The organism is Microvirga puerhi (assembly GCF_020089865.1).
Classification (GTDB): Bacteria; Pseudomonadota; Alphaproteobacteria; order Rhizobiales; family Beijerinckiaceae; genus Microvirga; species Microvirga puerhi.
Genome location: NZ_JAIRBM010000006.1, coordinates 243,391 through 264,956 on the forward strand (window position 1 = coordinate 243,391; position 21,566 = coordinate 264,956).

A 21,566-nucleotide genomic window follows, 5' to 3' on the forward strand; every position below is an offset into this window, starting at 1 on the left:
TTCCGTCACGCCACACCTCGCCGCACGGCCCCTTGCGATATCGCTTCTTGCGGTCACGAACAATTTCCCGCAAGCGCTGTTCACTCTGAAGAGCCGATCTAGCCTGCCCAGCTGGGAGGGCTTAGGCTTTGTCGGCGAGACGTACAGGTATCAACATGCGGCATTGGCGCGCGCCATTCGATCGGCAGGGCTATCACCACGGCAACCTCAAGGAGGCCCTGATCGAGGCGGCACAGCGGTTCATCGCCGAGCGCGGCCTCGGCGGCTTCACCCTGGCCGATGCCGCCAAACTCGTCGGCGTGACCCCGGCGGCGCTCTACCGGCATTTCCGTGGCCGCGACGCCCTGGTGGCCGAGGTCGCGTTCCGGGGCTTCAATCAGCTTGCCGAGCGGCTCGGCCGGGCCCTGACGAGCGCCGGCACGCCGCTTGAGCGCTTCACCCGCATGGGGGAGGCCTATCTCGCCTTCGCCGAGCAGGAGCCCGGATTCTACGCGGCCATGTTTTCCCCCCGCCCGGCCGAGGCCGAGACCTGTGGGCCGCCCTGGGCTCGCGGTCCCAAGTCAAAGGCGGAGGAAGGCTCCGAAGCCCCTCCCGGCGCCGCCTTCGGCTTCCTGGTAAAGGCCCTCTCCGAGACGTTCCCGGACGGTTTCAAGGACGTGGATGTGCGCTTCATCGCCATCGAGGTCTGGGCCCTCTCCCATGGCATCGCGACCCTCGATGCGGCGGGACAGCTCCCAAAAGGCCCAGGATTGCCCGATAAGTACGAACTCCTGCGGGCGGGCGTTCTGGCCCTGGTGCACGGGGCTCTCCAGCGCGGGCAAGCTGATCCCGAAAAATAAAGCGTTCCTCGATCGACGCCTCTTGAAAGCGCCAAAATCGATCCGCATGTTAATGTTGTTAGCATTAACATGCGGGAACTGCGATGTCTGACTCTGCTTCCACCGCCTGGAACTCCGGCTCCGGCTTTCCAGGCTCGGGTCCTACGGGATCCGGTCGTTCCGGGCCCTGGAACAACGGCGCTCACCATCACCGCTGCGGGCGTCCGCCCCGACGCGCTCTTGAGATCGCCGGCATTGTCCTGGCCTTCATCTGGTTCTGGCCGCTTGCGGTCGCTTATCTGGTCTGGAAAGTCATGGGATATCCAAAATTCGATGAGGCGAAGGCCTTCTTCCGCGAGAACTTCGGCCGCCCGATCGACGACCTGTTCGCCTATCGTCACCAGGGCGCCGCCGGCTTCGGGTATGGCTCCGGCAATGCGGCTTTCGACGAATACCGCCGCCGCGAGATCGAGCGTCTCGAAGAGGAGCGCCGCAAGCTCGACGAGGAAGCTCGCGAGTTCCGCGCGTTCGTCGAGGAGCTGAAGCGCGCCAAGGACCGTGAGGAGTTCGATGCGTTCATGGCCAAGCGCCGCGCCGACCGGAACGGTCCGCAGAACGCCTAAGCTGCGAGTCTTCCGGCGAGAACTTGGCTTCTCCCGAAACAAGCGGGGCGCCTGAAAGGGCGCCCCGTTCTTGTGACTGCTGCAAAGATACCAGCCCTCATGGATCTCCGGCTCCGCCGTCGATCTCCCCGAGAAACGCGACCACCCGGTCGGCAGCCTGATCAGGCGAGAGGCGAGCTGTGTCGATGATGAGATCGCTGAAGGGCCGAGCATCGTATCCCTCGGCATACATCTCGACGATGCGGGCCCTCTCCGCCTGTTCGAGCTTCCGCTCTCCACGGTCGGCGAGCGCCACGTCGAGGGGCGGAGCGAGCGTGACTACAACAAAGCGTGCTCTGTGGCAGGTACAGGCGTGTCTGAGCCGCTCATAATCGGCATCCTCCAAGGGATAGGCGGCGATCAGAAAGCGAGCGCTGAGGCTCGCGATATGCGCCTCGATACGTCGCAGCGCAGCCTCGATCCTCGTCGCCAGCGGCGCATCGTCCGGTGCATCGTGATCGTCCCCATCGATGAAGACCGCGTCCTGCAGGCATCGCGAGAGGGCAAGACCCAAAGTGGTCTTGCCGCTGTTGATGGGACCGTTGATCAGAACGACCGTCGTCATCCGCCTTTCTCAGGCTTTCTGCAGGCAACCCGCCGCCAGTGTCAGAAAGGCCCTCGCCCGGTGTGACAGCGCCTGAGGCGCAGGCTCGGACCAGTCGATCCCGTGCTTGCGCTCGGAGGACAGCTCGCCGAAGGTCTCGGTGAATCCGTCCGGCTGGAACATGGGATCGTAGCCGAATCCTTGCGTTCCGCGCGGCGGCCAGACCACTTTGCCGAAAACGCGGCCTTCAAAGAGTTCCTCGTGCCCATCGGGCCAGGCGATCACCAGCGCCGACACGAAATGGGCCTTGCGATTGCCCGCCTCCGTGACGCCCCGCTTCTGCAATTCACGCTCGACGCGCTGCATGGCGGCGAAGAAGTCCTTGGCTGGCCCGGCCCAGTCCGCTGTGAAAAGCCCTGGAGCCCCATCGAGGGCATCGACACACAGGCCGGAATCGTCGGACAGGGCTGGCAGTCCCGTGGCCTGAGCAGCCGCGTGAGCTTTGATGGCGGCGTTCTCGGAAAACATATGGCCTGTCTCCGCCGGCACGGGCAAACCGAGCTCGCCCGCCGACACCGCCTCGACGCCGAACGGCGCGAACAGCTCCTGCATCTCGCGGAGTTTGCCGGGATTGTGAGTGGCGATGACGACCTTTCCGGTCAGCGGACGGGGCATGGCTTAGTTCCGGGCTAGCAAGTGATGAGTGACGGACGATCGAACGCTCTCGATGGCGGAGGCCAGAGCTGCGGCATTCCCGCCATAAGAGGCACCGCGCTCCATACACGTGCGCAGGTAAGACGAGATGCCGGACGGCGGGATAGAGCTATTGTCGTCCCACCGCCGCGCCATCAAGCGTGGTTCGAGTTCGATATCGAGGCCGCATTTCCGGGCCGTCTGGGCTCTGGGCAAATATCTGAGGTCGGTCGGGAGATCGAACCCATGATGGGCATTCGGGAAGATTTGAAAACTCACCGGAGAACCATGGCTCTCGAAAAAGGCGGCGTAACGCCGACAATGCTCTGCAGGTGTGAAATCATCCTCTTGCCCTAGCAGGAAGACGATCGGTGCCTGCGTCGTCCGGCTCGCAAGATAGGGAATGGAACAGGACGAATAGAAGGCGATGTGCAGGGCAAAGCGAAGGTCGTCTTTCGCGACCGATCGGCGAAATGGCTCAAGCGCCGTGTACAGGGCAAGCTGGCCGCCCTTGGAGAAGCCCATGATACCGATCTTCTTCGGATCGACCTTCGGATGGGTCGCAAGAAGATTGAGCGCCGCGAAAGCATCCGCCACACTTGCGGCCAGCGGCAGCCGGCTCTGGTCGTCACCGGTCGCAGCAAATCCCCTGGGGGTGAAACTGTCGACGATGAAGGTGGCAACGCCCATCTCGTTCAAGCGCTGGGCCCACGCCCCCTCACGTCCCGGAAGAATGCCACCACTGCCGTGCATGATGACCATCGCCGGGCCGGGTGCAGTGGTGCCGGAGGGAACGTGCAACGCGCCTGCAATGGCCGTGGCAGTGCCGCTCCCCTCCATCAGTTCGGTCGGGCCGCGCGGCGTTATCGACATGAAGGAAATTGCTCCGGACGGCTCTCCGGAAAGGTCAGCAAGCACGTCCGCCGTGGCTGGGAACAGCGATGAACCCAGCAACAGGAAGAGACACGAGATCAGACGGAGCATGACAGGCACCCTTAGCGTTTCCGAGGATAGATCCGATCGCCGCGCGCCACGCCCGTAGGAAGCCTCGATATCCTACGACGCGACGACTTTTTTCTGCATCTCCACGAGCTGCGCCACGCCGGTTTTCGCCAGACGCAGGAGGCTCAGGAATTCTTCCTCAGAAAACGGCTTTCCTTCCGCCGTACCTTGCACCTCCACGAGCCCGCCGGAGCCGGTGATCACGAAATTGGCGTCGGTCTCTGCCGCTGAATCTTCCGCGTAATCGAGGTCGAGAACCGGCGTCCCCTGATAGATCCCGCAAGAGATCGCCGCGACAGGCTCCCGCAATGGATTGATCGAAATGATTGAGCGGCCCTGCATCCAGGTGAAGCAATCATGAAGGGCGACCCAGGCTCCGGTGATGGAGGCCGTCCGGGTGCCGCCATCGGCCTGGATCACGTCGCAGTCGATCACGATCTGGCGCTCGCCGATGGCGGGCAGGTTCACGACCGCGCGCAAGGAGCGGCCTATGAGGCGCTGGATCTCCTGCGTGCGTCCGGAAGGCTTGCCCGAATTCACTTCACGGCGCGTGCGCTCATGGGTAGCGCGCGGTAGCATGGCATATTCGGCCGTGACCCAACCCTTGCCGGTGCCGCGCAGCCACGGCGGTCCCTTCTCTTCCAGGGAGGCTGTGCACAGCACGCGGGTATTGCCGAAGGACACGAGGCAGGACCCTTCCGCGTAACGGGCGACGCCACGCTCCAGGGTCACGGGGCGCAACTGATCGGCAGCACGTTGGGAAGGGCGCATCGTTTCGTCTCCATAAGGTCTAGCTGCTCATATCGACCCTGAGCCGGATCGGCAAGGAGACCGGCTCCGGCAGAGCCGTGTGGGGTTGCGCTTGAGCCTACCCCCCTTCACATAATAAGATTGCGAGACAGAGAGTTGAGGTTCGACCGCCTGCAATGAATTGGCAAAGCCCATCCGCCGCGTCCGGTGAAATTCGTGCCATGGCGGAATTGAACGACCGTTCGCGAGAGATCTTCCGCCAGATCGTCGAGAGTTATCTCATGACGGGCGAGCCGGTGGGTTCGCGCAACCTGTCGCGCATTCTGCCGATGGCCCTTTCTCCAGCCTCGATTCGCAACGTCATGTCCGACCTGGAGACGGCCGGACTGATCTTTGCGCCGCACACAAGCGCCGGGCGCCTCCCGACGGAGATAGGCCTGCGCTTCTTCGTCGATGCGATGATGGAAATCGGGGACGTCAGCCAGGAGGAACGGGGGCGCATCGAGGCGCAGATGAGAGCCGCGGCTTCGGGACATACCCTGGAGACGGCCCTCGGTGAGGCCTCCGCTCTTCTGTCGGGCGTGTCCCGCGGCGCAGGCGTGGTGGTGACATCGAAATCGAACGCGCGACTGCGGCATATCGAGTTCGTCCGTCTCGACCCGACCCGGGCCCTCGTGGTGCTGGTGGGAGAAGACGGGTCCGTAGAAAACCGACTTCTCGACCTGCCAGTGGGCCTGCCCGCCAGCGCCCTCGTGGAGGCGGGAAATTTTTTGAACGCCCGGATCCGCAGCAAGACCCTGGCAGACCTGAAATTGGAGATCGCCGCGCGGCGCACGGACATGGAGCGCGAGCTCGACGCGCTCACGGCGAAGCTCGTCGAGGCCGGGCTTGCGACCACGGTCGGGGCTGCGGATTCCCGCCAATTGATCGTCCGCGGGCAGGCCAATCTGCTCGAGGATCTCAAGGCGGCGGAGGACCTGGAGCGCATCCGCCTCCTGTTCGAGGACCTGGAGACCCAGACCGACGTGATCGATCTCCTCACCCGCGCCGAGGACGGCGAAGGCGTACGGATCTTCATCGGATCCGAGAACAAACTGTTCTCCCTCTCAGGCTCCTCGATGATCGCCGCCCCCTTCCGGGACGCGAGCCAGAAGATCGTCGGGGTGCTCGGGGTCATCGGCCCGACCCGGCTGAACTACGCGCGGATCGTCCCCATGGTCGATTATACGGCCAGGGTCATCTCGCGGATCCTGGAACAGGGACGGTAAGGCGCCCTTAAAATCCACACGCCGCCCCTTATGTCGCAGCGGAGAGCCCGCGGGCCTGATAGGCCGCGTGTCACCGACTTCCCTTGGCTTTGGGGGGCCGCCCTGCTATGGGGCCACGACAGTTCTTATATTTGCAGCATTATGACCGCACGCACCTTCGACAATATCCGTAACTTCTCGATCGTGGCCCATATCGACCACGGGAAGTCGACGCTCGCCGATCGTCTGATCCAGACGACCGGCGCCCTTTCCGCTCGGGAAATGACGGAGCAGGTGCTCGACAACATGGATATCGAGCGCGAGCGTGGGATCACCATCAAGGCCCAGACCGTGCGCCTCGAATACAAGGCGCAGGACGGCAAGACGTATATCCTGAACCTGATGGACACCCCCGGCCACGTGGACTTCGCCTACGAGGTGTCCCGGTCGCTGGCCGCCTGCGAAGGTTCTCTTCTGGTGGTCGATGCCTCCCAGGGCGTCGAGGCGCAGACCCTCGCCAACGTGTATCAGGCCATCGACGCCAATCACGAGATCGTCCCGGTCCTCAACAAGATCGACCTGCCCGCCGCCGATCCGGACCGGATCAAGGAGCAGATCGAGGAGGTCATCGGCATTGACGCGTCCGATGCCGTGCCGATTTCGGCCAAGACTGGTCTCAATATCGAGGGCGTGCTGGAGGCCATCGTCCAGAAGCTGCCGCCGCCCAAGGGTGATGAGACGGCTCCGCTGAAGGCTTTGCTGGTAGATTCCTGGTACGACGCCTATCTCGGCGTGGTCGTGCTCGTGCGCATTGTCGACGGCGTGATGAAGAAGGGCCAGACCATCAAGATGATGGGCACCGGCGCCTCCTACAGTCTCGACCGGGTCGGCGTGTTCAGCCCCAAGATGCAGGAAATGGCCCAGCTCGGCCCGGGCGAGGTCGGCTTCTTCACCGCCTCGATCAAGGAAGTGGCCGATACCCGCGTCGGCGACACGATCACGGATGACCGCAAGCCCACCGCCGCGGCGCTCCCCGGCTTCAAGCCCGTGCAGCCCGTGGTGTTCTGCGGTCTCTTTCCGGTGGATGCCGCCGAATTCGAGAACCTGCGCGCCGCCATGGGCAGGCTTCGCCTGAACGATGCAAGCTTCTCCTACGAGATGGAAACCTCCGCCGCTCTCGGCTTCGGCTTCCGTTGCGGCTTCCTCGGCCTGCTGCATCTCGAGATCATTCAGGAGCGCCTAGAGCGCGAATTCAACCTCGACCTCATCTCCACCGCGCCAAGCGTGGTCTATCATCTGAAGCTGCGCGACGGCTCGACCATCGAGTTGCACAACCCGGCCGACATGCCGGATGTCATGAAGATCGAATCGATCGAGGAGCCGTGGATCCGCGCCACCATTCTGACCCCGGACGAATATCTCGGCTCGGTGCTGAAGCTGTGCCAGGAGCGGCGCGGCATCCAGATCGACCTCAACTATGTCGGCAAGCGCGCCATGGTGGTCTACGACCTGCCGCTGAACGAGGTCGTCTTCGATTTCTACGACCGTTTGAAGTCGATCTCGAAGGGCTACGCCTCCTTCGACTACCACATCTCCGACTACCGTGAAGGCGACTTGGTGAAGATGTCGGTGCTGGTCAATGCCGAGCCGGTGGACGCGCTCTCCATGCTGGTGCACCGCGACCGGGCCGAGGGCCGCGGCCGTGCCATGTGCGAGAAGCTGAAGGAACTCATTCCGCCGCACATGTTCCAGATCCCGGTTCAGGCGGCCATCGGCGGCAAGATCATCGCCCGCGAAACCATCCGCGCGCTGCGCAAGGACGTGACCGCCAAGTGCTACGGCGGCGACGCCTCCCGCAAACGCAAGCTGCTCGACAAGCAGAAGGAAGGCAAGAAGCGGATGCGCCAGTTCGGCAAGGTCGACATTCCGCAGGAAGCCTTCATCGCTGCACTGAAGATGGACAGCTGACGGCGCGCCGGCCCTTAGACCGGCGTGGGTTGCAAGTGAACCTTCAGGCGGCCAGCGTCACGGGAATCTTGAGATAGCGCACGCCGTTCCAGAGATGGGCATCGGTGCATAGCTGCCCTGCTCAGTCGTCGCGGATACGATCCAGATATAGCGCGAGCGACTGTCCCATTGGGGTGAGTTGACAAAAACGAGGGCCAAACCGATCCTTCACCTATGAAGGACAAGGCTGTCGGGGCTTGCTTCTCTCTCTTGCGAGGAGAGCGAACATGTCTGCCGATGCGCCATTCCTGCTGCAATACGACGCGTCAGTTTTCCTGACGGACGGCGGGCTCGAAACGACGCTCGTTTTCATCGAAGGCATCCCGCTCCCGTGCTTTGCGGCATTTCCTCTCCTCCTCGATCGCACGGGACGGGAAACGTGGGAGCGCTATTTCGCTCCCTATCTGCACACGGCCGCCGAACGCGGCATTGGCTTCGTTTTGGACACTCCCACCTGGCGTGCCAATCCAGATTGGGGAGAGAAGCTCGGCTATCGTGCAGAGGCGATTGCTGACATCAACCGTCGGGCCGTCGCTTTTACGAAGAGCCTTCGGAAGCGGCGCGCACGCGATAAGGCGCCGATTCTCATCAACGGCGTCATCGGCCCGCGAGGGGACGGCTATCGTCCTGACATTCTCATGTCCGCGGATGAAGCGGAGCGCTATCATTCGACGCAGATCGATGCCTTCCATACGGTCGGTCCCGACATGGTGAGCGCCATCACGATGAACTATGTGGAGGAAGCCATCGGTATCGCCAGGGCTGCACAGCGACGCGGTCTTCCCGTCGCGATTTCCTTCACGGTCGAGACGGACGGAAGGCTCGCCTCGGGAGAGACGCTGCGCTCTGCGATCGAGCGAACCGACAGGGAGACTAGAGCCTCACCAGTCTACTACATGATCAATTGCGCGCACCCGACTCATTTCGAGCATGTGCTGACTACCGACGGCCCGTGGATCGAACGCATTCGCGGCGTGCGAGCGAACGCATCCTCGAAGAGCCATGCCGAACTCGACGAGGCGGAAGAACTCGATGCAGGCAATCCGACCGAGCTGGCCCAGCAATATCGTAGCCTGCGCCATCGGCTCCGCCACCTTTCGGTCTTGGGCGGCTGCTGCGGCACAACCCATCGCCACATCACGGCGATTTGCGATGCGTGTCTCGCTTGAGCCAGCGAACGGCGCACTTTTCAGCCGGATGCTCTAATGCAGGAAGTCGAAAGGATCGTCCATGCCCCGGTCGAAATCGGGAGCCTCGACGGCTTCCTCGAGAGACATCGACAGAAGGACTCTCCCGGTCGTATCGACGACATCCAGCGCCCATCCCTGAAGGTCGACAGCGTGGGGATCCCGATCCAGAAATGTTTCACGGATGGCATCGAGGACCTCGCCATGAGCCTCATCCAGGCTCGAAATCTCGACGCCATCGTTATCGGCAAAAAAGCTGTCACCGTTCGATAGATTGAAATAGCAACGCATTGAAGACCTCAACAAGTAACGATACGCAAAATCAGGCGTGAGAGAGGACTCATCGGAATCTCTCTTGCCGTTGATCGGCAAGCTCGGAAGCTGCCGTTGTCTGCAAATCACCCGGAGCGCAGACTCCTCCAACGAATCCACCGGACGCATCACGCAGCAGCCCGGCAGACTCTCCGACGGAAATACATGCTCCGTCTGATCGCTCTCTCTTCTGCTGCTGCGCGCAATTGATCAGCAGCCTTCGCACATACAGGCGAACCCCTTCCGCCTGTGGGATGTGGCTTCTGTCGACGTCAGCGTCCATGCCTTCCCCTCCAGCCTTCGGCCAGCGGCATACGCGAGGATCGTCACAACAAACTCGGCCATTCAGGCCGCGGATTAGCGCGTCGGACTATGGCGACATCATGGCTTTCGCCAAATCTCCGCCCCACCCTTTTTCGTCGGGGACTTCGCCAAAATTGCCTTTTTCTGCAACGTTTGCGCCAGCGGAACACTCTCTTGCAGAGCGAGTTCATTCCGGAAGAGCCATCATGCTCCTCCGCGTGATCATTCACTGATCAGCGCCTGCCGCATTTGGAACACGTTTCTGGAAGGCGCAAACCGTCAACGCAAAGCCGCCATCGCTCTAAAGGACCTATCATGCCTGCAACCCTACGCAACGTTCTGCCGACCTTGCTTGCTCTCCTTCTAGGCTACGGTCTCATGCAGATTGGCAATACGTTGCAGGGCACTCTCCTAAGCGTGCGTGGCGGCATTGAAAGCTTCTCGCCGACAGCCATCGGAGCGGTCGGAGCAGCCTTCTGGGTCGGGATCGTCTTCGGCTCTCTTTGGGCGGGAACCGTCATCGGAAGAGTTGGCCACACGCGCACCTTCTCGGCACTGGCCGCCGTTGCGGCCTCCACGGCACTGCTTCATCTCCTCGTGGTGCATCCGGTCGTCTGGATAGCCGCTCGCGCTTTGACCGGGTTCTGCTTCGCAGGCCTCTTCATGGTGGTGGAGAGTTGGCTCAACGGGTCTGCCACAGACCGGACTCGCGGTCAGATCTTAAGTCTTTACGGCATGACGGGCCTGATCGCGGGCATCGGCGGACAACTTCTCCTGCCAACGGGCGATCCCGCGGGATTCCGCTTGTTCTGCATCGTATCCATCATCATTTCGATGGCGCTCGTACCGATTGCACTCTCCCGTGCGACGGCCCCTCTCCACGCTTCAAGCGAGGCGAAGATCAATCTTCCACGCCTCTATGTGCAGTCGCCGTTCGGCATCGTGGCAGCCTTCCTGTGCGGTGTGACGACTGCGTCGTTCTTCGCTCTGGGTCCGCTCTTCGCCCATGAGGCGGGGCTCGAGACAAGCGGCATCGCGATCTTCATGGCCTGCGGCACCCTCGGAGGCTTTGCCATGACCTGGCCGCTCGGCTGGTTCTCGGATCGGACCGACAGACGCTTCGTGATCATCGCCGCCGCGGGGACTGCAGCGGCGCTTCTTCTGGTTCTTCTGACCTTCGTTCCCGACAAGCCGCCGGTCTGGGTCCTTTACATCTGTGTCGCCATCTTCGGAGGCAGCGTCATTCCTACCTACAGCATCGTCACCGCGCACGTGAACGACATGGTCAAACCGGGCGAATTCGTCGCGGCATCCGGCGGCCTGCTGATCGTCCTGGGAGCCGGATCCTCTGCAGGCCCGATTCTATCGGGAATGGCCATGTCTGTCTTTGGCCCGCGAGGTCTGGTCTATGCGACGGTGGTCGCTCAAGTCCTCATGGCCTGCTGGGGCGTCTATCGGATCAGGCGGCGGGCGGCTCCGCCGGAGACGCAGAAGGAGGCCTTCGTGCCGGAGCCGACGGTGCCGGTCGGCACCGAACTTGTACCGAATATATGATGCAGTCTGTCATATCAGCAGAGATTGCCCTCCATCGATCCATACCGGCGTGCCGGTGATGTGACGCGATCGGTTCGAGACCAGGAACAGCACCAATTCCGCAACTTCATCGCTCGTTCCAGCCGCACCGCCCGTCAATGGAATATCGCCGGCGGGATACGCTGCCGGCACCATCGCCTCTTCCGTATTGCGGAAGGTGGTATTATCGGGAATGTTTGTTTCGATCTTGCCCGGACAAATGGCATTCACGCGGATTCGATGCTTTGCGAGTTCGAGCGCAAGCATCTGCGCCATCGCGAGCTGCGCCGCTTTCGTCGCCGAATATGCCGTCGCGCCTGCGCTCGTGAACGTACGGGTGCCGTTGATGGAAGAGGTGATCAGGATTGCACCTTCTCCAGCCTTCTTGAGATGCGGGATAGTGTAATGAAGGGTGAGATAAGTACCGCGCAGATTGATGTTGACCGTGCGGTCCCACTCCGCCGGCGTAAGATCGTCGATGGGAGCCCAGACTCCGTTGATCCCCGCATTGGCGAAGACGATATCGAGGCGTCCATAGGTTGATACGAGGGTGTCGACAGCCCTCTGCATTGCAGCCTCGTCCGATATGTCGGCCACAAGCGCCAATGCTTTGCCGCCATTCCGGTCGATTTCCTCGACTGTCCGTTTGACTTCGCTCTCGGTGCGGCTCAGGGCCCCGATGGCCGCGCCCTCCTTCGCCAGCCGCAGTGCCGCGGCCTTGCCGAGTCCCGAACCGGCCCCCGTGATCAGGGCCACTTTTCCAGCGAGTTCCATCATGCCTCCTCTGAGATCGTCGGAAAATCGCGCAGCTTGCTCCGCAGGAATCTCCGGAAATAACGGGTGATTGCCGATCGTGCCCGCTCCCGTTTCGAAGCCTGGTCAGGGCGGGAAGCATCCGAAGTCGGACGGAGAGATTTCGTATTCGCGCCCGCCAGCAAATGCAGAGGGGTCAGCGAGTCTGCGGCCGGCACGCGCTTGCCGCCTCAAGCCTTACGCCAGACAAGATCTTTGCGATCATCGCTTCGTAGGTCGACGGACTCTCGACGTCCGAGAGCGAAAGTTCCAACAGCCAATCGTTCGTGAGTGGAATAATCACGGTATCTAAAGTCACTTCGCGCGAGGCCGCTGGAAAGCTGGCATCGATCCATGTCGCGGTCCAACGCTTGATGCCGGCTGAGAGCGAAGCCAGCGTCGCAGCCTGAGCGGGCCGGCCGAAGAGGCCCTCATGATCTCGCTGAAGGAATGCGGCGTCCTGGCTCGCGAGATCCGACTGAGGAAGGTCGCGCACCTCGCGGGCAGGCCGCAGAACGGCTTCCAGTTCGGCCCCGTCTGAATCCCTTAGGACAGTGCGTAGATCGTCTCCGGCTTCGACAGCCCATTTCTGCGGCAGAACGAGTGCCACGCAGAGGCCGTCGCCGACACGGTTGGCGATGCGGGTCTCGTCGGCAACGGGATCGAAACGAAGGATGATTGCGGGAGAATCGACTGCAGGGCGCAAAGATGCGCGGGAGGCTGTTGCAGAAGCTGCCAGAAACACCAGGGCGCATGTCAACCCGAGCCGCCATCCAGCCAAACGCATCCCGAGTGCCATGGAAATCTCCGGAAACAGGGAATCCTCCGTCTTCTCAACGCGCGGTCGCGCTTCTGGTTCGGCATCCTCTTGAGTTGCCTTGTTCCAGCCCTACCTCGCCAGACACTTGGTGAGGACGAAACTTGGCGAAAATAGGAGAACCCTGATGTCGGCGATGATGCGCCTATCGATGCTCGCAGCAGGTCTTGTCGTGGCCGGTCAGGCCTTCGCGGCCACTTGCCGCGATCCGGCCGGTTTCGAGAAATGGCTCGGCGACATCCGGCAGGAAGCGATCCAGCAGGGAATTTCAGCCGGTGCCGTGGACGCGGGCCTCGCCGGTGTGACCTTCGATCAGAACGTCATCAGGAAAGATCGCGGCCAGGGTGTCTTCAAGCAGAGCTTCGAGCAATTCGCAGGCCGCATGGTATCGTCCTACCGCCTCAAGATGGGCAGCGCCCTTCTGCGCAAGCATGCGGGTACACTCGCCCGGATCGAGCAGCAATTCGGTGTTCCTGGACCGATCCTCGTGGCAATCTGGGGCCTTGAGAGCGATTTCGGCGCCGTGAAGGGCAATATGGCGACGATCCGCTCCGTCGCCACTCTCGCCTATGATTGCCGACGCTCGGACATGTTCCAGGCCCATCTTTTCGATGCCCTGCGCATCGTTGAGCGAGGTGATTTGAGGCCAGCCGAGATGCGGGGCGCCTGGGCCGGAGAAATGGGCCAGACACAGTTCATGCCCTCATCCTACGTGAAGTATGCGATCGACTTCGACGGCGACGGGCGGGCCGATCTGCTCCACAGTCCGGCCGACGTACTGGCTTCGACGGCCAACTATCTCAAGAGCCACGGCTGGGTTCGCGGAGCTGACTGGTCTCCGGGCTCGCCCAATTTCGAAGCGTTGAGGCAGTGGAACAAGTCCCAGGTCTATTCGCAGACGGTTGCCTATTTCGCTTCCAAGCTCGCCAATCGCGACGTATCCGCCGAGGATGTCGGTCAGTAGCGCTGAAAAAGGCGGATGCCTAAGCGCATCCGCCCTTGACCTTATCAGCCGCGAGCGCGCGCTCGGATCATGAAGTTGTCGTAGGCGTATTCCGCAACCTGGAACCAAAGATATTCCTCGCCGCGGAAGGCCTTGTAGCTGTCGTAAAGCTTCTTGAAGTTCGGGTTCGATGCGGCGAGCTCATCGTAGATTTCGTTGGCTGCCTTGTAGGCGGCGTCCATGATCTCCGATGAGAATGGACGCAATTGGGCACCTGCTCCGATCAGGCTGCGTAGGGCGGCCGGATTGCGAGCATCGTATTTGGCCTGCGTATCGACGTTGGCATAACCTGCGGCCGCCTGGACGGCGGCCTGATAGGATTTCGGCAGTGCGTTCCACTTTTCCAGGTTGATGAAGAAGTGGATCGCGGGACCTCCCTCCCAGAAGCCCGGATAGTAGTAGTAGGGCGCGACCTTGTTGAGGCCGAGCTTCTCGTCGTCGTAAGGGGCCACCCACTCAGCCGCATCGATGGTGCCGCGTTCCAGCGACGGGTAGAGATCTCCTCCGGCGATCTGCTGCGGCACGACACCGAGCTTCGCCATGATCTGCCCGGCGAGTCCCGCGATGCGCATCTTCAGGCCATTTAGGTCCTGAACCGTCTTGATTTCTTTCCGGAACCAGCCGCCCATCTGGGCACCGGTATTGCCGGCCGGAAGCGCGAAGAGGTTGTACTTGGAATAGAACTCGTTCAGCAGCTTGTTGCCGTCGCCATGATAGAGCCAAGCATTGGTCTGCCGAGAGTTGAGGCCGAAGGGCAGGTTCGTGCCAATCGCGAAGGTCGGATCCTTGCCGATGTAGTAGTACGAGCAGCTGTGAGCCATCTCGACCGTGCCGTTGCCGACCGCGTCGGCAGCCTGTGGCGTGCCGACGATCTCGCCGGCTGCGAACGTCTGGATCTGGAATTTGCCGTCAGTCGCTTCAGAGACGTACTTCGCGAGGAGTTCGCCGCCGCCGAACAACGTATCGAGCGATTTCGGAAAGCCTGACGTCAGACGCCAACGGATTTCGGGTGCAGACTGGGCGATGGCCGGCATGGCCACGGCACCTGCGGCGGTTCCGACCGTGGCGGCCTGAAGGAAGGTGCGACGTTTCATGGCAGAGCCCTTTCGAAAAATGTTCTTGGTTTGGCGCCTCACGACAGATCCTTTCAAGAATCCGTTCGGAAACGCATTTGTTCGTGCTGGACCTCTCTTAATGGGCAGGGCGAAAAGACACATCCCCCGCAGAGCAGGGAGTTCATGCGCTCAGCGCATGCATGTGCCCAATGTGAGCGCGATGATAGAGACGCAGTTTTAGAGCATCATCTCGCCGGCGCTCCAGGCCAGCAGAATCAGGATGATGAAAAGAATTAGGAAGAGCCCGAAAAGCACCTTGGCAATGGTCTTGGCTCCAGAGGCGATTCCCGTGAAGCCCAAAGCGCCCGCGACAAGAGAAATCACGAGGAAGATCAGGGCCCACTTGAGCATGGCTTCAACTCTCCGGAAGATGGCGGCTCGATAGACATAAAGTCTTGAGGCCGTTCAAGTTCCGTTGAATATCGGCATTACCCCAGAGCCTTGTTCACGGCTTCCAGAACGGCAGCGATCCGAAAGGGCTTACGGAGGAAGGTGTCATAGCCGCTGCAGCGTTGAGCAACCGTCTCTTCAGGCAAAGAGCTCATGAGAATGATTGGAATGCTCGCTGTCTTCGGATCAGCCTTCAGCGCTGCGAAGGTCGCAGGTCCGTCCATGACCGGCATCATGAAGTCGAGCATGATGAGGTCCGGGCGCCACTCGGCCAGGCGTTCGAGACCCTGTTTGCCGTTATTGGCGACAATGACCCGGTAGCCTTCGTCTCCGAGGAGGGCCTCCAGAACTTCGGCGATAGCCCATTCGTCGTCGACAACGAGAATCGTCCTCAAGTGCCGCCTCCCGATGGCTGATCGGGAGCGAAAGGTGCAATGCCGCTGGATGCAGACGCGGCCCCGCCGGTGCGGATCAGCTCGTGCAAGATTCTGTCAGCGCGAACGGAATCCCTATCGATATCAATGCCGCTGGCGGTGATGTCGTAGTACCTGAAGGCGGGTCTGATGGCATTGTCCCGGGCCTTGAGGACAACCATCAGACGGTGAATGTCGGCACCAAGAGCGGCGAAGCGCATCACGACGATATTCTCGGCGATCGGCGACACTCCGAGGATGGGGAGCCCTGTGAGAGGTTGCCCTGGCACGATCCCGTTGAAGTCGAGTTCAAAGGTGCCGAGCATCGTGGCGCCGAGAGCACGGAACTCATTGGTGAGAGCCGTAAGAGCGGGTCCGATGCGGTTCTGCTCTCCGGTCATCTGAACGAAGTCGTTCAGTCCGTCGATGAAGATGCGCTTCACGCCCCGCGCGCGAACACACTTGATGAGTCGGAGGCAGACCTCATCGAAAATCCCCTCCGTCGAGGGCTGCCAGAGGATCTCGACCTGCTCATTCTCGTAAAGCGATGCGACAGGCAGGCTGAGATGGCGTGCCTTGAAGCGTATCGATTCCGGATCCTCGTCGAAGCTCAGAAAGAGGCCGGGCTCGTCCTGAGCCCCAAGGAAATGATGGCCGACCGTGCTCTTGCCGGAACCGGCCGGTCCCATAATCAACGTCGCGGAGTGGCGGTGCAGTCCTCCTCCGAGCATGTCGTCGAGCATGGGAATGCCGGTGGACAGCATCGGACCATCGACAGCCGGAGGCTGGCTCGGCGTAGCAAGGAGAGACTCGATCCGGGGCTGCACCGTAATGCCCGCATCCGTGACCTGGAAGGAATGGACGCCCCGCAGGAATCCGCCGCCTCGCATTTTATGAACGAGCAGATCGCGCTCCGAGCGGCGCTCGCGCAAGCGGCTCCGCAATTCGATGAGACCGTCCACCATGGTGTGTTCCGCCGACGCGAATCCCTGGTCGGCTGCGGCGCTCGTCAGGAGAACCATGGTGCAATCCGCAAGATCGGCCTGTATCTGGAGTTCATGAATGAATTTCTTGAACTCGCGGGGCGTCCCCGCAGTTTCCTCAGCTGAAACGAGACCGTCGAGGATTAGAAGGTTGACGTCCCGCGCGCGGATTTCTCGCCGTAGCGCCTCGGTAAGTCCCTTGAGGCCCTCCGTTTCGAGAATGCGAAAGGCACTCAGGTAGGAAACGCCGTCTGGAATGGCCGCTTCGTCGAAGAAGCCGAGCTGCCCGATATGAGCCAGCATGCGCCCATGTGTCTCGGCAAGGAGGGTGACATAAAGCGCGCGCCCTCCCCGCGCCGCATGATTGAAGCAGAGCTGATTGCCCAGGATGGTCTTGCCAGCCCCCGGCGTGCCCTGAACGATATAGATGCCGCCGCGCAGGACACCGCCCTCCAGGATGGTGTCCAGTCCTTCAATTCCCGTTGAGAGCTTTTCGATGCGCCAGTCGCTCATCGGAAGCTCCTCTTATTTCTGATCATGATCGTTCCGTTCTGTTGTGCGGAAGACGAAGGGTTACCGTCGTCCCCTGATTGGGTGCGCTCTGCACCTGAATATCCGCTCCCATGGCCTCCACCAACTGCCCGACGACCCACAATCCGACTCCGAAACCACCCACAGCCGATCCTCGACCGACCGCGCGTTCGAATTGGCTGAAGATCCGGGATTGATCTGCAGGAGAGATCCCGATGCCTCGGTCCCGTACCTCAAGGACGACCCGGGCGGGAGTGGAGCGGAGAACGAGCTCGATAGGCTGTCCCCCGCCGTATTTCACCGCGTTCGAGACCAGATTATCGAGGATCTGCTCCATGGCCAAGGGATCGGTGTGGACACAGAGCTCGCCTGGCGCTTCGAGGGAAATCGAGGAGCCGACATACTGGGCCGCCGGCGCGGCCGTCTCCGCCACGTCGCGCAGCAAGGCTGCAAGATCGAACGTTTCCGGCTCGAGCCTCCGCTTTCCAGTAGTCATCCGAGAGACTTCGAGCAGGGCTGTTGCTCGCCGGATGTAGTGCTCGATCAACTTCTCCAGGCGTCCAAGGCCCCGCAACAAGTCGTCCTGAGCCAAGCCAGGCGCCTCGGTCAGCCGTCGCAACCGTTGGACGTGGGCGAGGATCGGTGTCATGGGATTTCGCAGCTCATGTGCTGCGACGGCAAGGAAGGCATCTCGCGCAGCAAGGGAATTGCGGAGGGCCGCGATCTCACGCTCCAGAGCCTCGATGTGTCTTTCGACCTGATTGCCGGGCTCCAGGTCTTTCGGACTTTCCTTCAACAAGGCATCTCCACCAATGCCGCCATCACTGACGCGACCACCGGTCTAAGCGATAGGGCAGCGTCCCTGGAGATCAACAGCAGGCTGAGCAGAACGTGCTTAGGAAATGCTTGGGCAAGCCTCATAGAACGACGGTCACCTTCTCCGCGGCTCGGGTGAGACCGGTGTAGAGCCAGCGGCTGCGATTCTCGCGGAAGGCGTAGGATTCATCGAATAGGACGAGATCATCCCATTGCGAGCCTTGAGCCTTGTGAACCGTGAGAGCGTAGCCGTAGGTAAACTCATCGGACTCCCGCCGAAGAGCGAAGGGGATCTCCTCTTCCGTGCCCTCGAAGAAGGTCTTGTGAACACTCACATCAACCACCTTGCGACGGCCATCGTCGTCCGGAAGGACATCCATCCGGAGGTAGTCATTCCTGATGCTGCGCAGCGCTTGGATCGTCCAGATGCCGCCATTCAGGAGTCCCTTGCTCTTGTCGTTGCGCAGACAGACAAGCTTCTCGCCGGCCGCCGGCATGGGATCGCGATAGCCATTCAGCTCGCGTAGGCGGGTGTTGTAGAGACGCCGCGTTTTGTTGAGGCCGACCAGGACCTGATCTGTCTCCATGACCCGGGCGGCATCGATGTCGCGGCGGCGAATGATGCGGCTCTCGCCATAGGCGCCCGGCTCCAGGCGTCCTCCTTCACGCACCTTCATCGACATGTGAACGATGGGATTATCCTTCGCCTGGCGATGGACCTCGGTCAGCATCACGTCGGGTTCAGCTTCCGTGAAGAAACCTCCGCCCTTGACCGGCGGCAGCTGAGCGGGGTCTCCCAGCACAAGCACCGGCTGTCCGAACGACAGGAGATCGCGCCCGAGCTCCTCATCCACCATCGAACACTCGTCGATGACGATGAGGTCAGCTTTGGCTGCCTGGCTCTGGCGGTTGAGAATGAACTTCGGACCACCCTCGTCGGATTCGCGGGAGCGATAAATCATTGAGTGAATGGTAGAGGCATCCCGGCAGCCCTTGGAGCGCAGGACAAGCGCAGCCTTGCCCGTATAGGCACCGAAGGCGACCTCGCCGTCGACGCCTTCGGCGATATGCCGTGCGAGTGTCGTTTTGCCGGTGCCGGCATAGCCGAACAGGCGAAAGATCGGGCGATCGCCGCGCTGCAGCCACTCGGAAACGGCCTTCAGGGCGGCGTCCTGTTGTGGGGACCAGCTCATGACGATTTCGCCTCGCGACGCAGGGAATAAATAATGCCGGCGACGATGCAGGCACTGCCGATGAATACATAGGGATCGAGCGCCTCCCCATAAAGCTTCCAACCGACGAACGCGATCAATGGAATGCGGAGAAAATCGAGGGGCACGACCATGCCGGCATCGCCGTGGCGATACGCGTTCGTGAGACAGAAATGGGAGAGCAGGCCACCGGCGCAGATCCCAAAGAGAGGCAGTGCCTGCGAAGCATCGATCCGCCGCCAGAACCCCCAATGAGCACCCACGAGGTTCATGGGAAGCTGCATGAGGTTCATGAGGAAGATGATTGAGAACGTGCTCTCGGTCGCGGTGAGTCGCTTGGTCACGATGGCCACCGTCGCGAAGGCAAATGCCACCGCGAGTACCATGAGGCTTGCCGGTTGCACCGTCTCGGCGCCCGGCCGCAGAATGACCAGGACACCAACGAATCCCAGCACTACCGCGACCAGCCGCCCCTGCGTCAGGCGCTCCTTGAGAAAGGGGATCGCCAGAATCGCGACCCATGCAGGTGTCGTGAATTCGAGGGCGAAGACCGTCGCGAGCGGCAAAAGCGTGAGGCTGAACGCCCATGCCGCCGTGCTCGCGAAATGCAGGACGTTTCGTACCAGATGGATTCTCAGGCGATGCGACCAGAGGCTTGGGCGCAGCCCTGGCTTCAACGCCGCGAGGCAGAGGAGCAATCCGACGGCCGACCCGTTGCGGATCGAGAGGATCTCGAACACGGAAAAGACCTGAGACAAAGCGCGCACCGAAACGGCCGTCGCCGAAAAGGAGAGGAGCGCACCGGTCATCCAGAATACGACGGCGAGAATGCTGCGGTGAGTCACGGGGTTAAGAACCAGGAAGAGTTTTCTGAATAGAATGTCTCATGGATTAACCCTTGAAGGGCTTGGCGTGAAGGCCTTTCCCGGCGTCGCCCTGCGACGCTTAGCATTCGCGGACGCGACCTGGCGTCGCCATCTGGAATGCCGACGGCATCCCGGCCTCGGCGACCTTCGGAAACAGCGCTGAGTGGGTCCGACGATCAGGGTTCATCCGCCTCAGCCGATAGCGCACTCCGATGCGTCATCAGTCGTCTCACGAGGACAACTTACGAGCCGCAAACCGACGGTTCGACGCGATCGTCGGATGTGATTCACTTCGCCGCGTACACATCAAGGAGCCCATGAGGCGTTTTGCGGGACGCCAATCGCGAAAAAATTGTCGCTGCTCGGCGAGCACCACTTTTCGACATTATGAATGACGTCATTCATCGTCATCATGCCTGTTCAGACGGAGAGGATCGACCTCGCGCCGAAGTCTCGGAATGTACATCGCACATCATGTAAGTGACTGTTTTATATATTTAATTTCGATCAATGCGCTGCGCGCAAATGCAGCGTGATCGCCTTCATGGATGAGCGTTCGGCGACTCTCGCAGCATGCATTTCGCCCTCCGTAGGCAAGCCCGAAAGCGGCGCCCGAAGAAAAGTATCCACAGAAAATGTGCTCGTTTTACTTTCTACACTTTCCGTTAATCGGAACCCCCTTGGTATAACGACGTTGCCTTCGAAGCGTGACGGTTGCACGCGAAGGCCCTTGAAGGAGGCGGCTATGCCGACAGACGACAAGTCAAACCCGCTGACCATGCTGTTCACGGGTGACTCTGGTGCGACCAGCACCAAATCGAAGAAGGGCAGCGCTCGCCGCAGCTCTTCCAGCAAGAAGAGCGGAAAGTCCGGTGCCAAGAAGAGCGGCACATCGACGGCCCGCAAGTCCGCCGCGAAGTCGGCGTCTACCTCGTCCCGCAAGAGCGGCTCGAAGACGGCGGCGAAGTCCACTGCTCGCGGCGGCGCCAAGAAGACGGCGGCGAAATCCGCTGCGAAGTCGACGGCCCGCAGCTCCGCCAAGAAGACGGCGGCGAAGTCGACGGCTCGCGGCGGCGCCAAGAAGGCGGCTGCCAAATCGGCGTCGCGTTCGACTGCCCGGAAGGCTCCTGCCAAATCGGCAGCGAAGTCGACGGCTCGCAGCAGCGCCAAGAAGACGGCGGCGAAGTCCACCGCTCGCGGCGCCAAGAAGACAGCAGCGAAGAGCGCTGCTTCTCGCGCCCGGACGACACGCTCCAGCTCCGCTCGCAGCACGAAGACTTCGGCCCGTTCGGCCGCCAAGAAGTCTCCGGCACGCACGGCAGCCAAGCGTTCAACCAAGAGCTCGGCCGCGAAGTCCCGCAGCACGAGCAAGGCACCGGCTCGCGCCGCTGCCGCACGGAGCCGTACGTCCGCAACGAAAAAGTCCCGTGCCGTCGGCTCGAAGCGCTCGTCTGCCTCGCGCAGCCGTTCGACGAAGTCGAAGCGCTAAGGCTATCCTGCTCTGAGCAGCGGATGGGGGATCCCCCGCCACC

The 21,566-nt window shown here is 61.5% G+C and carries 22 protein-coding genes; 7 read left to right on the forward strand and 15 right to left on the reverse strand.

Annotated features, from left to right (window positions below; translation table 11 throughout):
* The first annotated feature begins 155 nt into the window (after positions 1 to 155).
* Positions 156 to 839, forward strand: coding sequence for a TetR/AcrR family transcriptional regulator (locus K9B37_RS10660; protein ID WP_224313045.1), 684 nt, complete (start codon positions 156 to 158; stop codon positions 837 to 839).
* Positions 840 to 922: 83 nt separating this feature from the next.
* The gene (locus tag K9B37_RS10665; protein ID WP_224313046.1) at positions 923 to 1,441 is read left to right on the forward strand and encodes a DUF2852 domain-containing protein; all 519 of its coding nucleotides are present in this window, start codon (positions 923 to 925) and stop codon (positions 1,439 to 1,441) included.
* A 97-nt stretch (positions 1,442 to 1,538) separates the two neighbouring features.
* Here K9B37_RS10665 and K9B37_RS10670 read toward each other — a convergent pair whose 3' ends face one another.
* From K9B37_RS10670 to rph, 4 genes are all read right to left on the reverse strand, one after another.
* Positions 1,539 to 2,045 carry a nucleoside/nucleotide kinase family protein gene (locus K9B37_RS10670; protein ID WP_224313047.1) on the reverse strand — a complete coding sequence of 169 codons (507 nt, stop codon included), beginning with the start codon at positions 2,043 to 2,045 and terminating at the stop codon, positions 1,539 to 1,541.
* A gap of 9 nt (positions 2,046 to 2,054) precedes the next feature.
* Positions 2,055 to 2,699: a non-canonical purine NTP pyrophosphatase gene (locus tag K9B37_RS10675; RefSeq protein ID WP_224313048.1), complete on the reverse strand. Its 645-nt coding sequence runs from the start codon at positions 2,697 to 2,699 to the stop codon at positions 2,055 to 2,057.
* Between the two features lie 3 nt (positions 2,700 to 2,702).
* Positions 2,703 to 3,701 (reverse strand): dienelactone hydrolase family protein, encoded by a 999-nt coding sequence (locus tag K9B37_RS10680; RefSeq protein WP_224313049.1) that lies wholly within the window; start codon positions 3,699 to 3,701, stop codon positions 2,703 to 2,705.
* Between the two features lie 72 nt (positions 3,702 to 3,773).
* Positions 3,774 to 4,490, reverse strand: coding sequence for a ribonuclease PH (rph, locus tag K9B37_RS10685; RefSeq protein WP_224313050.1), 717 nt, complete (start codon positions 4,488 to 4,490; stop codon positions 3,774 to 3,776).
* A 200-nt stretch (positions 4,491 to 4,690) separates the two neighbouring features.
* On the opposite strand from rph, the gene hrcA reads away from it, so the two are divergent.
* The 3 genes from hrcA (at position 4,691) to K9B37_RS10700 (ending at position 8,892) form a co-directional block, all read left to right on the forward strand.
* Positions 4,691 to 5,737: a heat-inducible transcriptional repressor HrcA gene (hrcA, locus tag K9B37_RS10690; RefSeq protein ID WP_224313051.1), complete on the forward strand. Its 1,047-nt coding sequence runs from the start codon at positions 4,691 to 4,693 to the stop codon at positions 5,735 to 5,737.
* A 141-nt stretch (positions 5,738 to 5,878) separates the two neighbouring features.
* Positions 5,879 to 7,684, forward strand: coding sequence for a translation elongation factor 4 (gene lepA / locus K9B37_RS10695; protein WP_224313052.1), 1,806 nt, complete (start codon positions 5,879 to 5,881; stop codon positions 7,682 to 7,684).
* A gap of 266 nt (positions 7,685 to 7,950) precedes the next feature.
* The gene (locus K9B37_RS10700) at positions 7,951 to 8,892 is read left to right on the forward strand and encodes a homocysteine S-methyltransferase family protein (protein ID WP_224313053.1); all 942 of its coding nucleotides are present in this window, start codon (positions 7,951 to 7,953) and stop codon (positions 8,890 to 8,892) included.
* Positions 8,893 to 8,925: 33 nt separating this feature from the next.
* On the opposite strand, the gene K9B37_RS10705 is transcribed toward K9B37_RS10700, so the two are convergent.
* On the reverse strand, positions 8,926 to 9,201 hold the full coding sequence (locus tag K9B37_RS10705; protein ID WP_224313054.1) for a DUF6894 family protein: 276 nt from the start codon (positions 9,199 to 9,201) through the stop codon (positions 8,926 to 8,928).
* Positions 9,202 to 9,840: 639 nt separating this feature from the next.
* On the opposite strand from K9B37_RS10705, the gene K9B37_RS10710 reads away from it, so the two are divergent.
* Positions 9,841 to 11,079 (forward strand): MFS transporter, encoded by a 1,239-nt coding sequence (locus K9B37_RS10710; protein WP_224313055.1) that lies wholly within the window; start codon positions 9,841 to 9,843, stop codon positions 11,077 to 11,079.
* Between the two features lie 9 nt (positions 11,080 to 11,088).
* On the opposite strand, the gene K9B37_RS10715 is transcribed toward K9B37_RS10710, so the two are convergent.
* Together K9B37_RS10715 and K9B37_RS10720 are read right to left on the reverse strand one after the other, a co-directional pair.
* On the reverse strand, positions 11,089 to 11,871 hold the full coding sequence (locus tag K9B37_RS10715) for an SDR family oxidoreductase (RefSeq protein ID WP_224313093.1): 783 nt from the start codon (positions 11,869 to 11,871) through the stop codon (positions 11,089 to 11,091).
* 175 nt (positions 11,872 to 12,046) lie between these two features.
* Entirely contained in the window at positions 12,047 to 12,688 is a 642-nt protein-coding gene (locus K9B37_RS10720) for a hypothetical protein (protein ID WP_224313056.1), read from the reverse strand.
* A gap of 145 nt (positions 12,689 to 12,833) precedes the next feature.
* On the opposite strand from K9B37_RS10720, the gene K9B37_RS10725 reads away from it, so the two are divergent.
* Positions 12,834 to 13,670: a lytic murein transglycosylase gene (locus K9B37_RS10725; RefSeq protein WP_224313057.1), complete on the forward strand. Its 837-nt coding sequence runs from the start codon at positions 12,834 to 12,836 to the stop codon at positions 13,668 to 13,670.
* A gap of 44 nt (positions 13,671 to 13,714) precedes the next feature.
* Here the strand turns inward: K9B37_RS10725 and K9B37_RS10730 are convergent, their stop codons facing one another.
* The 8 genes from K9B37_RS10730 to K9B37_RS10765 all read right to left on the reverse strand — a co-directional run bounded on the left by K9B37_RS10730 (position 13,715) and on the right by K9B37_RS10765 (position 21,405).
* Positions 13,715 to 14,803 (reverse strand): TRAP transporter substrate-binding protein, encoded by a 1,089-nt coding sequence (locus K9B37_RS10730; RefSeq protein WP_224313058.1) that lies wholly within the window; start codon positions 14,801 to 14,803, stop codon positions 13,715 to 13,717.
* A gap of 198 nt (positions 14,804 to 15,001) precedes the next feature.
* Positions 15,002 to 15,175: a DUF1328 domain-containing protein gene (locus tag K9B37_RS10735; RefSeq protein WP_224313059.1), complete on the reverse strand. Its 174-nt coding sequence runs from the start codon at positions 15,173 to 15,175 to the stop codon at positions 15,002 to 15,004.
* Between the two features lie 77 nt (positions 15,176 to 15,252).
* Positions 15,253 to 15,609 (reverse strand): response regulator, encoded by a 357-nt coding sequence (locus K9B37_RS10740; RefSeq protein ID WP_224313060.1) that lies wholly within the window; start codon positions 15,607 to 15,609, stop codon positions 15,253 to 15,255.
* The gene (locus K9B37_RS10745; protein ID WP_224313061.1) at positions 15,606 to 17,123 is read right to left on the reverse strand and encodes an RAD55 family ATPase; all 1,518 of its coding nucleotides are present in this window, start codon (positions 17,121 to 17,123) and stop codon (positions 15,606 to 15,608) included. Before K9B37_RS10745 ends, K9B37_RS10740 begins: the two co-directional genes overlap by 4 nt.
* A 22-nt stretch (positions 17,124 to 17,145) precedes the next feature.
* Positions 17,146 to 17,940 (reverse strand): sensor histidine kinase, encoded by a 795-nt coding sequence (locus tag K9B37_RS10750; protein WP_224313062.1) that lies wholly within the window; start codon positions 17,938 to 17,940, stop codon positions 17,146 to 17,148.
* A gap of 118 nt (positions 17,941 to 18,058) precedes the next feature.
* Positions 18,059 to 19,150 (reverse strand): ATP-dependent DNA helicase, encoded by a 1,092-nt coding sequence (locus K9B37_RS10755; protein ID WP_224313063.1) that lies wholly within the window; start codon positions 19,148 to 19,150, stop codon positions 18,059 to 18,061.
* Positions 19,147 to 20,013 carry a DMT family transporter gene (locus tag K9B37_RS10760; protein ID WP_224313064.1) on the reverse strand — a complete coding sequence of 289 codons (867 nt, stop codon included), beginning with the start codon at positions 20,011 to 20,013 and terminating at the stop codon, positions 19,147 to 19,149. The genes K9B37_RS10755 and K9B37_RS10760 overlap by 4 nt, the downstream gene beginning before the upstream one ends.
* 528 nt (positions 20,014 to 20,541) lie before the next feature.
* On the reverse strand, positions 20,542 to 21,405 hold the full coding sequence (locus tag K9B37_RS10765) for a hypothetical protein (RefSeq protein ID WP_224313065.1): 864 nt from the start codon (positions 21,403 to 21,405) through the stop codon (positions 20,542 to 20,544).
* Between the last annotated feature and the right edge of the window lie 161 nt (positions 21,406 to 21,566).

Bases quoted from the DNA above. Each gene is read 5' to 3' on its own strand.
- K9B37_RS10660 (WP_224313045.1), top strand. From the start codon at position 156: ATGCGGCATTGGCGCGCGCCATTCGATCGGCAGGGCTATCACCACGGC.
- K9B37_RS10665 (WP_224313046.1), top strand. From the start codon at position 923: ATGTCTGACTCTGCTTCCACCGCCTGGAACTCCGGCTCCGGCTTTCCA.
- K9B37_RS10670 (WP_224313047.1), bottom strand. From the start codon at position 2,045: ATGACGACGGTCGTTCTGATCAACGGTCCCATCAACAGCGGCAAGACC.
- K9B37_RS10675 (WP_224313048.1), bottom strand. From the start codon at position 2,699: ATGCCCCGTCCGCTGACCGGAAAGGTCGTCATCGCCACTCACAATCCC.
- K9B37_RS10680 (WP_224313049.1), bottom strand. From the start codon at position 3,701: ATGCTCCGTCTGATCTCGTGTCTCTTCCTGTTGCTGGGTTCATCGCTG.
- rph (WP_224313050.1), bottom strand. From the start codon at position 4,490: ATGCGCCCTTCCCAACGTGCTGCCGATCAGTTGCGCCCCGTGACCCTG.
- hrcA (WP_224313051.1), top strand. From the start codon at position 4,691: ATGGCGGAATTGAACGACCGTTCGCGAGAGATCTTCCGCCAGATCGTC.
- lepA (WP_224313052.1), top strand. From the start codon at position 5,879: ATGACCGCACGCACCTTCGACAATATCCGTAACTTCTCGATCGTGGCC.
- K9B37_RS10700 (WP_224313053.1), top strand. From the start codon at position 7,951: ATGTCTGCCGATGCGCCATTCCTGCTGCAATACGACGCGTCAGTTTTC.
- K9B37_RS10705 (WP_224313054.1), bottom strand. From the start codon at position 9,201: ATGCGTTGCTATTTCAATCTATCGAACGGTGACAGCTTTTTTGCCGAT.
- K9B37_RS10710 (WP_224313055.1), top strand. From the start codon at position 9,841: ATGCCTGCAACCCTACGCAACGTTCTGCCGACCTTGCTTGCTCTCCTT.
- K9B37_RS10715 (WP_224313093.1), bottom strand. From the start codon at position 11,871: ATGGAACTCGCTGGAAAAGTGGCCCTGATCACGGGGGCCGGTTCGGGA.
- K9B37_RS10720 (WP_224313056.1), bottom strand. From the start codon at position 12,688: ATGGCACTCGGGATGCGTTTGGCTGGATGGCGGCTCGGGTTGACATGC.
- K9B37_RS10725 (WP_224313057.1), top strand. From the start codon at position 12,834: ATGTCGGCGATGATGCGCCTATCGATGCTCGCAGCAGGTCTTGTCGTG.
- K9B37_RS10730 (WP_224313058.1), bottom strand. From the start codon at position 14,803: ATGAAACGTCGCACCTTCCTTCAGGCCGCCACGGTCGGAACCGCCGCA.
- K9B37_RS10735 (WP_224313059.1), bottom strand. From the start codon at position 15,175: ATGCTCAAGTGGGCCCTGATCTTCCTCGTGATTTCTCTTGTCGCGGGC.
- K9B37_RS10745 (WP_224313061.1), bottom strand. From the start codon at position 17,123: ATGAGCGACTGGCGCATCGAAAAGCTCTCAACGGGAATTGAAGGACTG.
- K9B37_RS10755 (WP_224313063.1), bottom strand. From the start codon at position 19,150: ATGAGCTGGTCCCCACAACAGGACGCCGCCCTGAAGGCCGTTTCCGAG.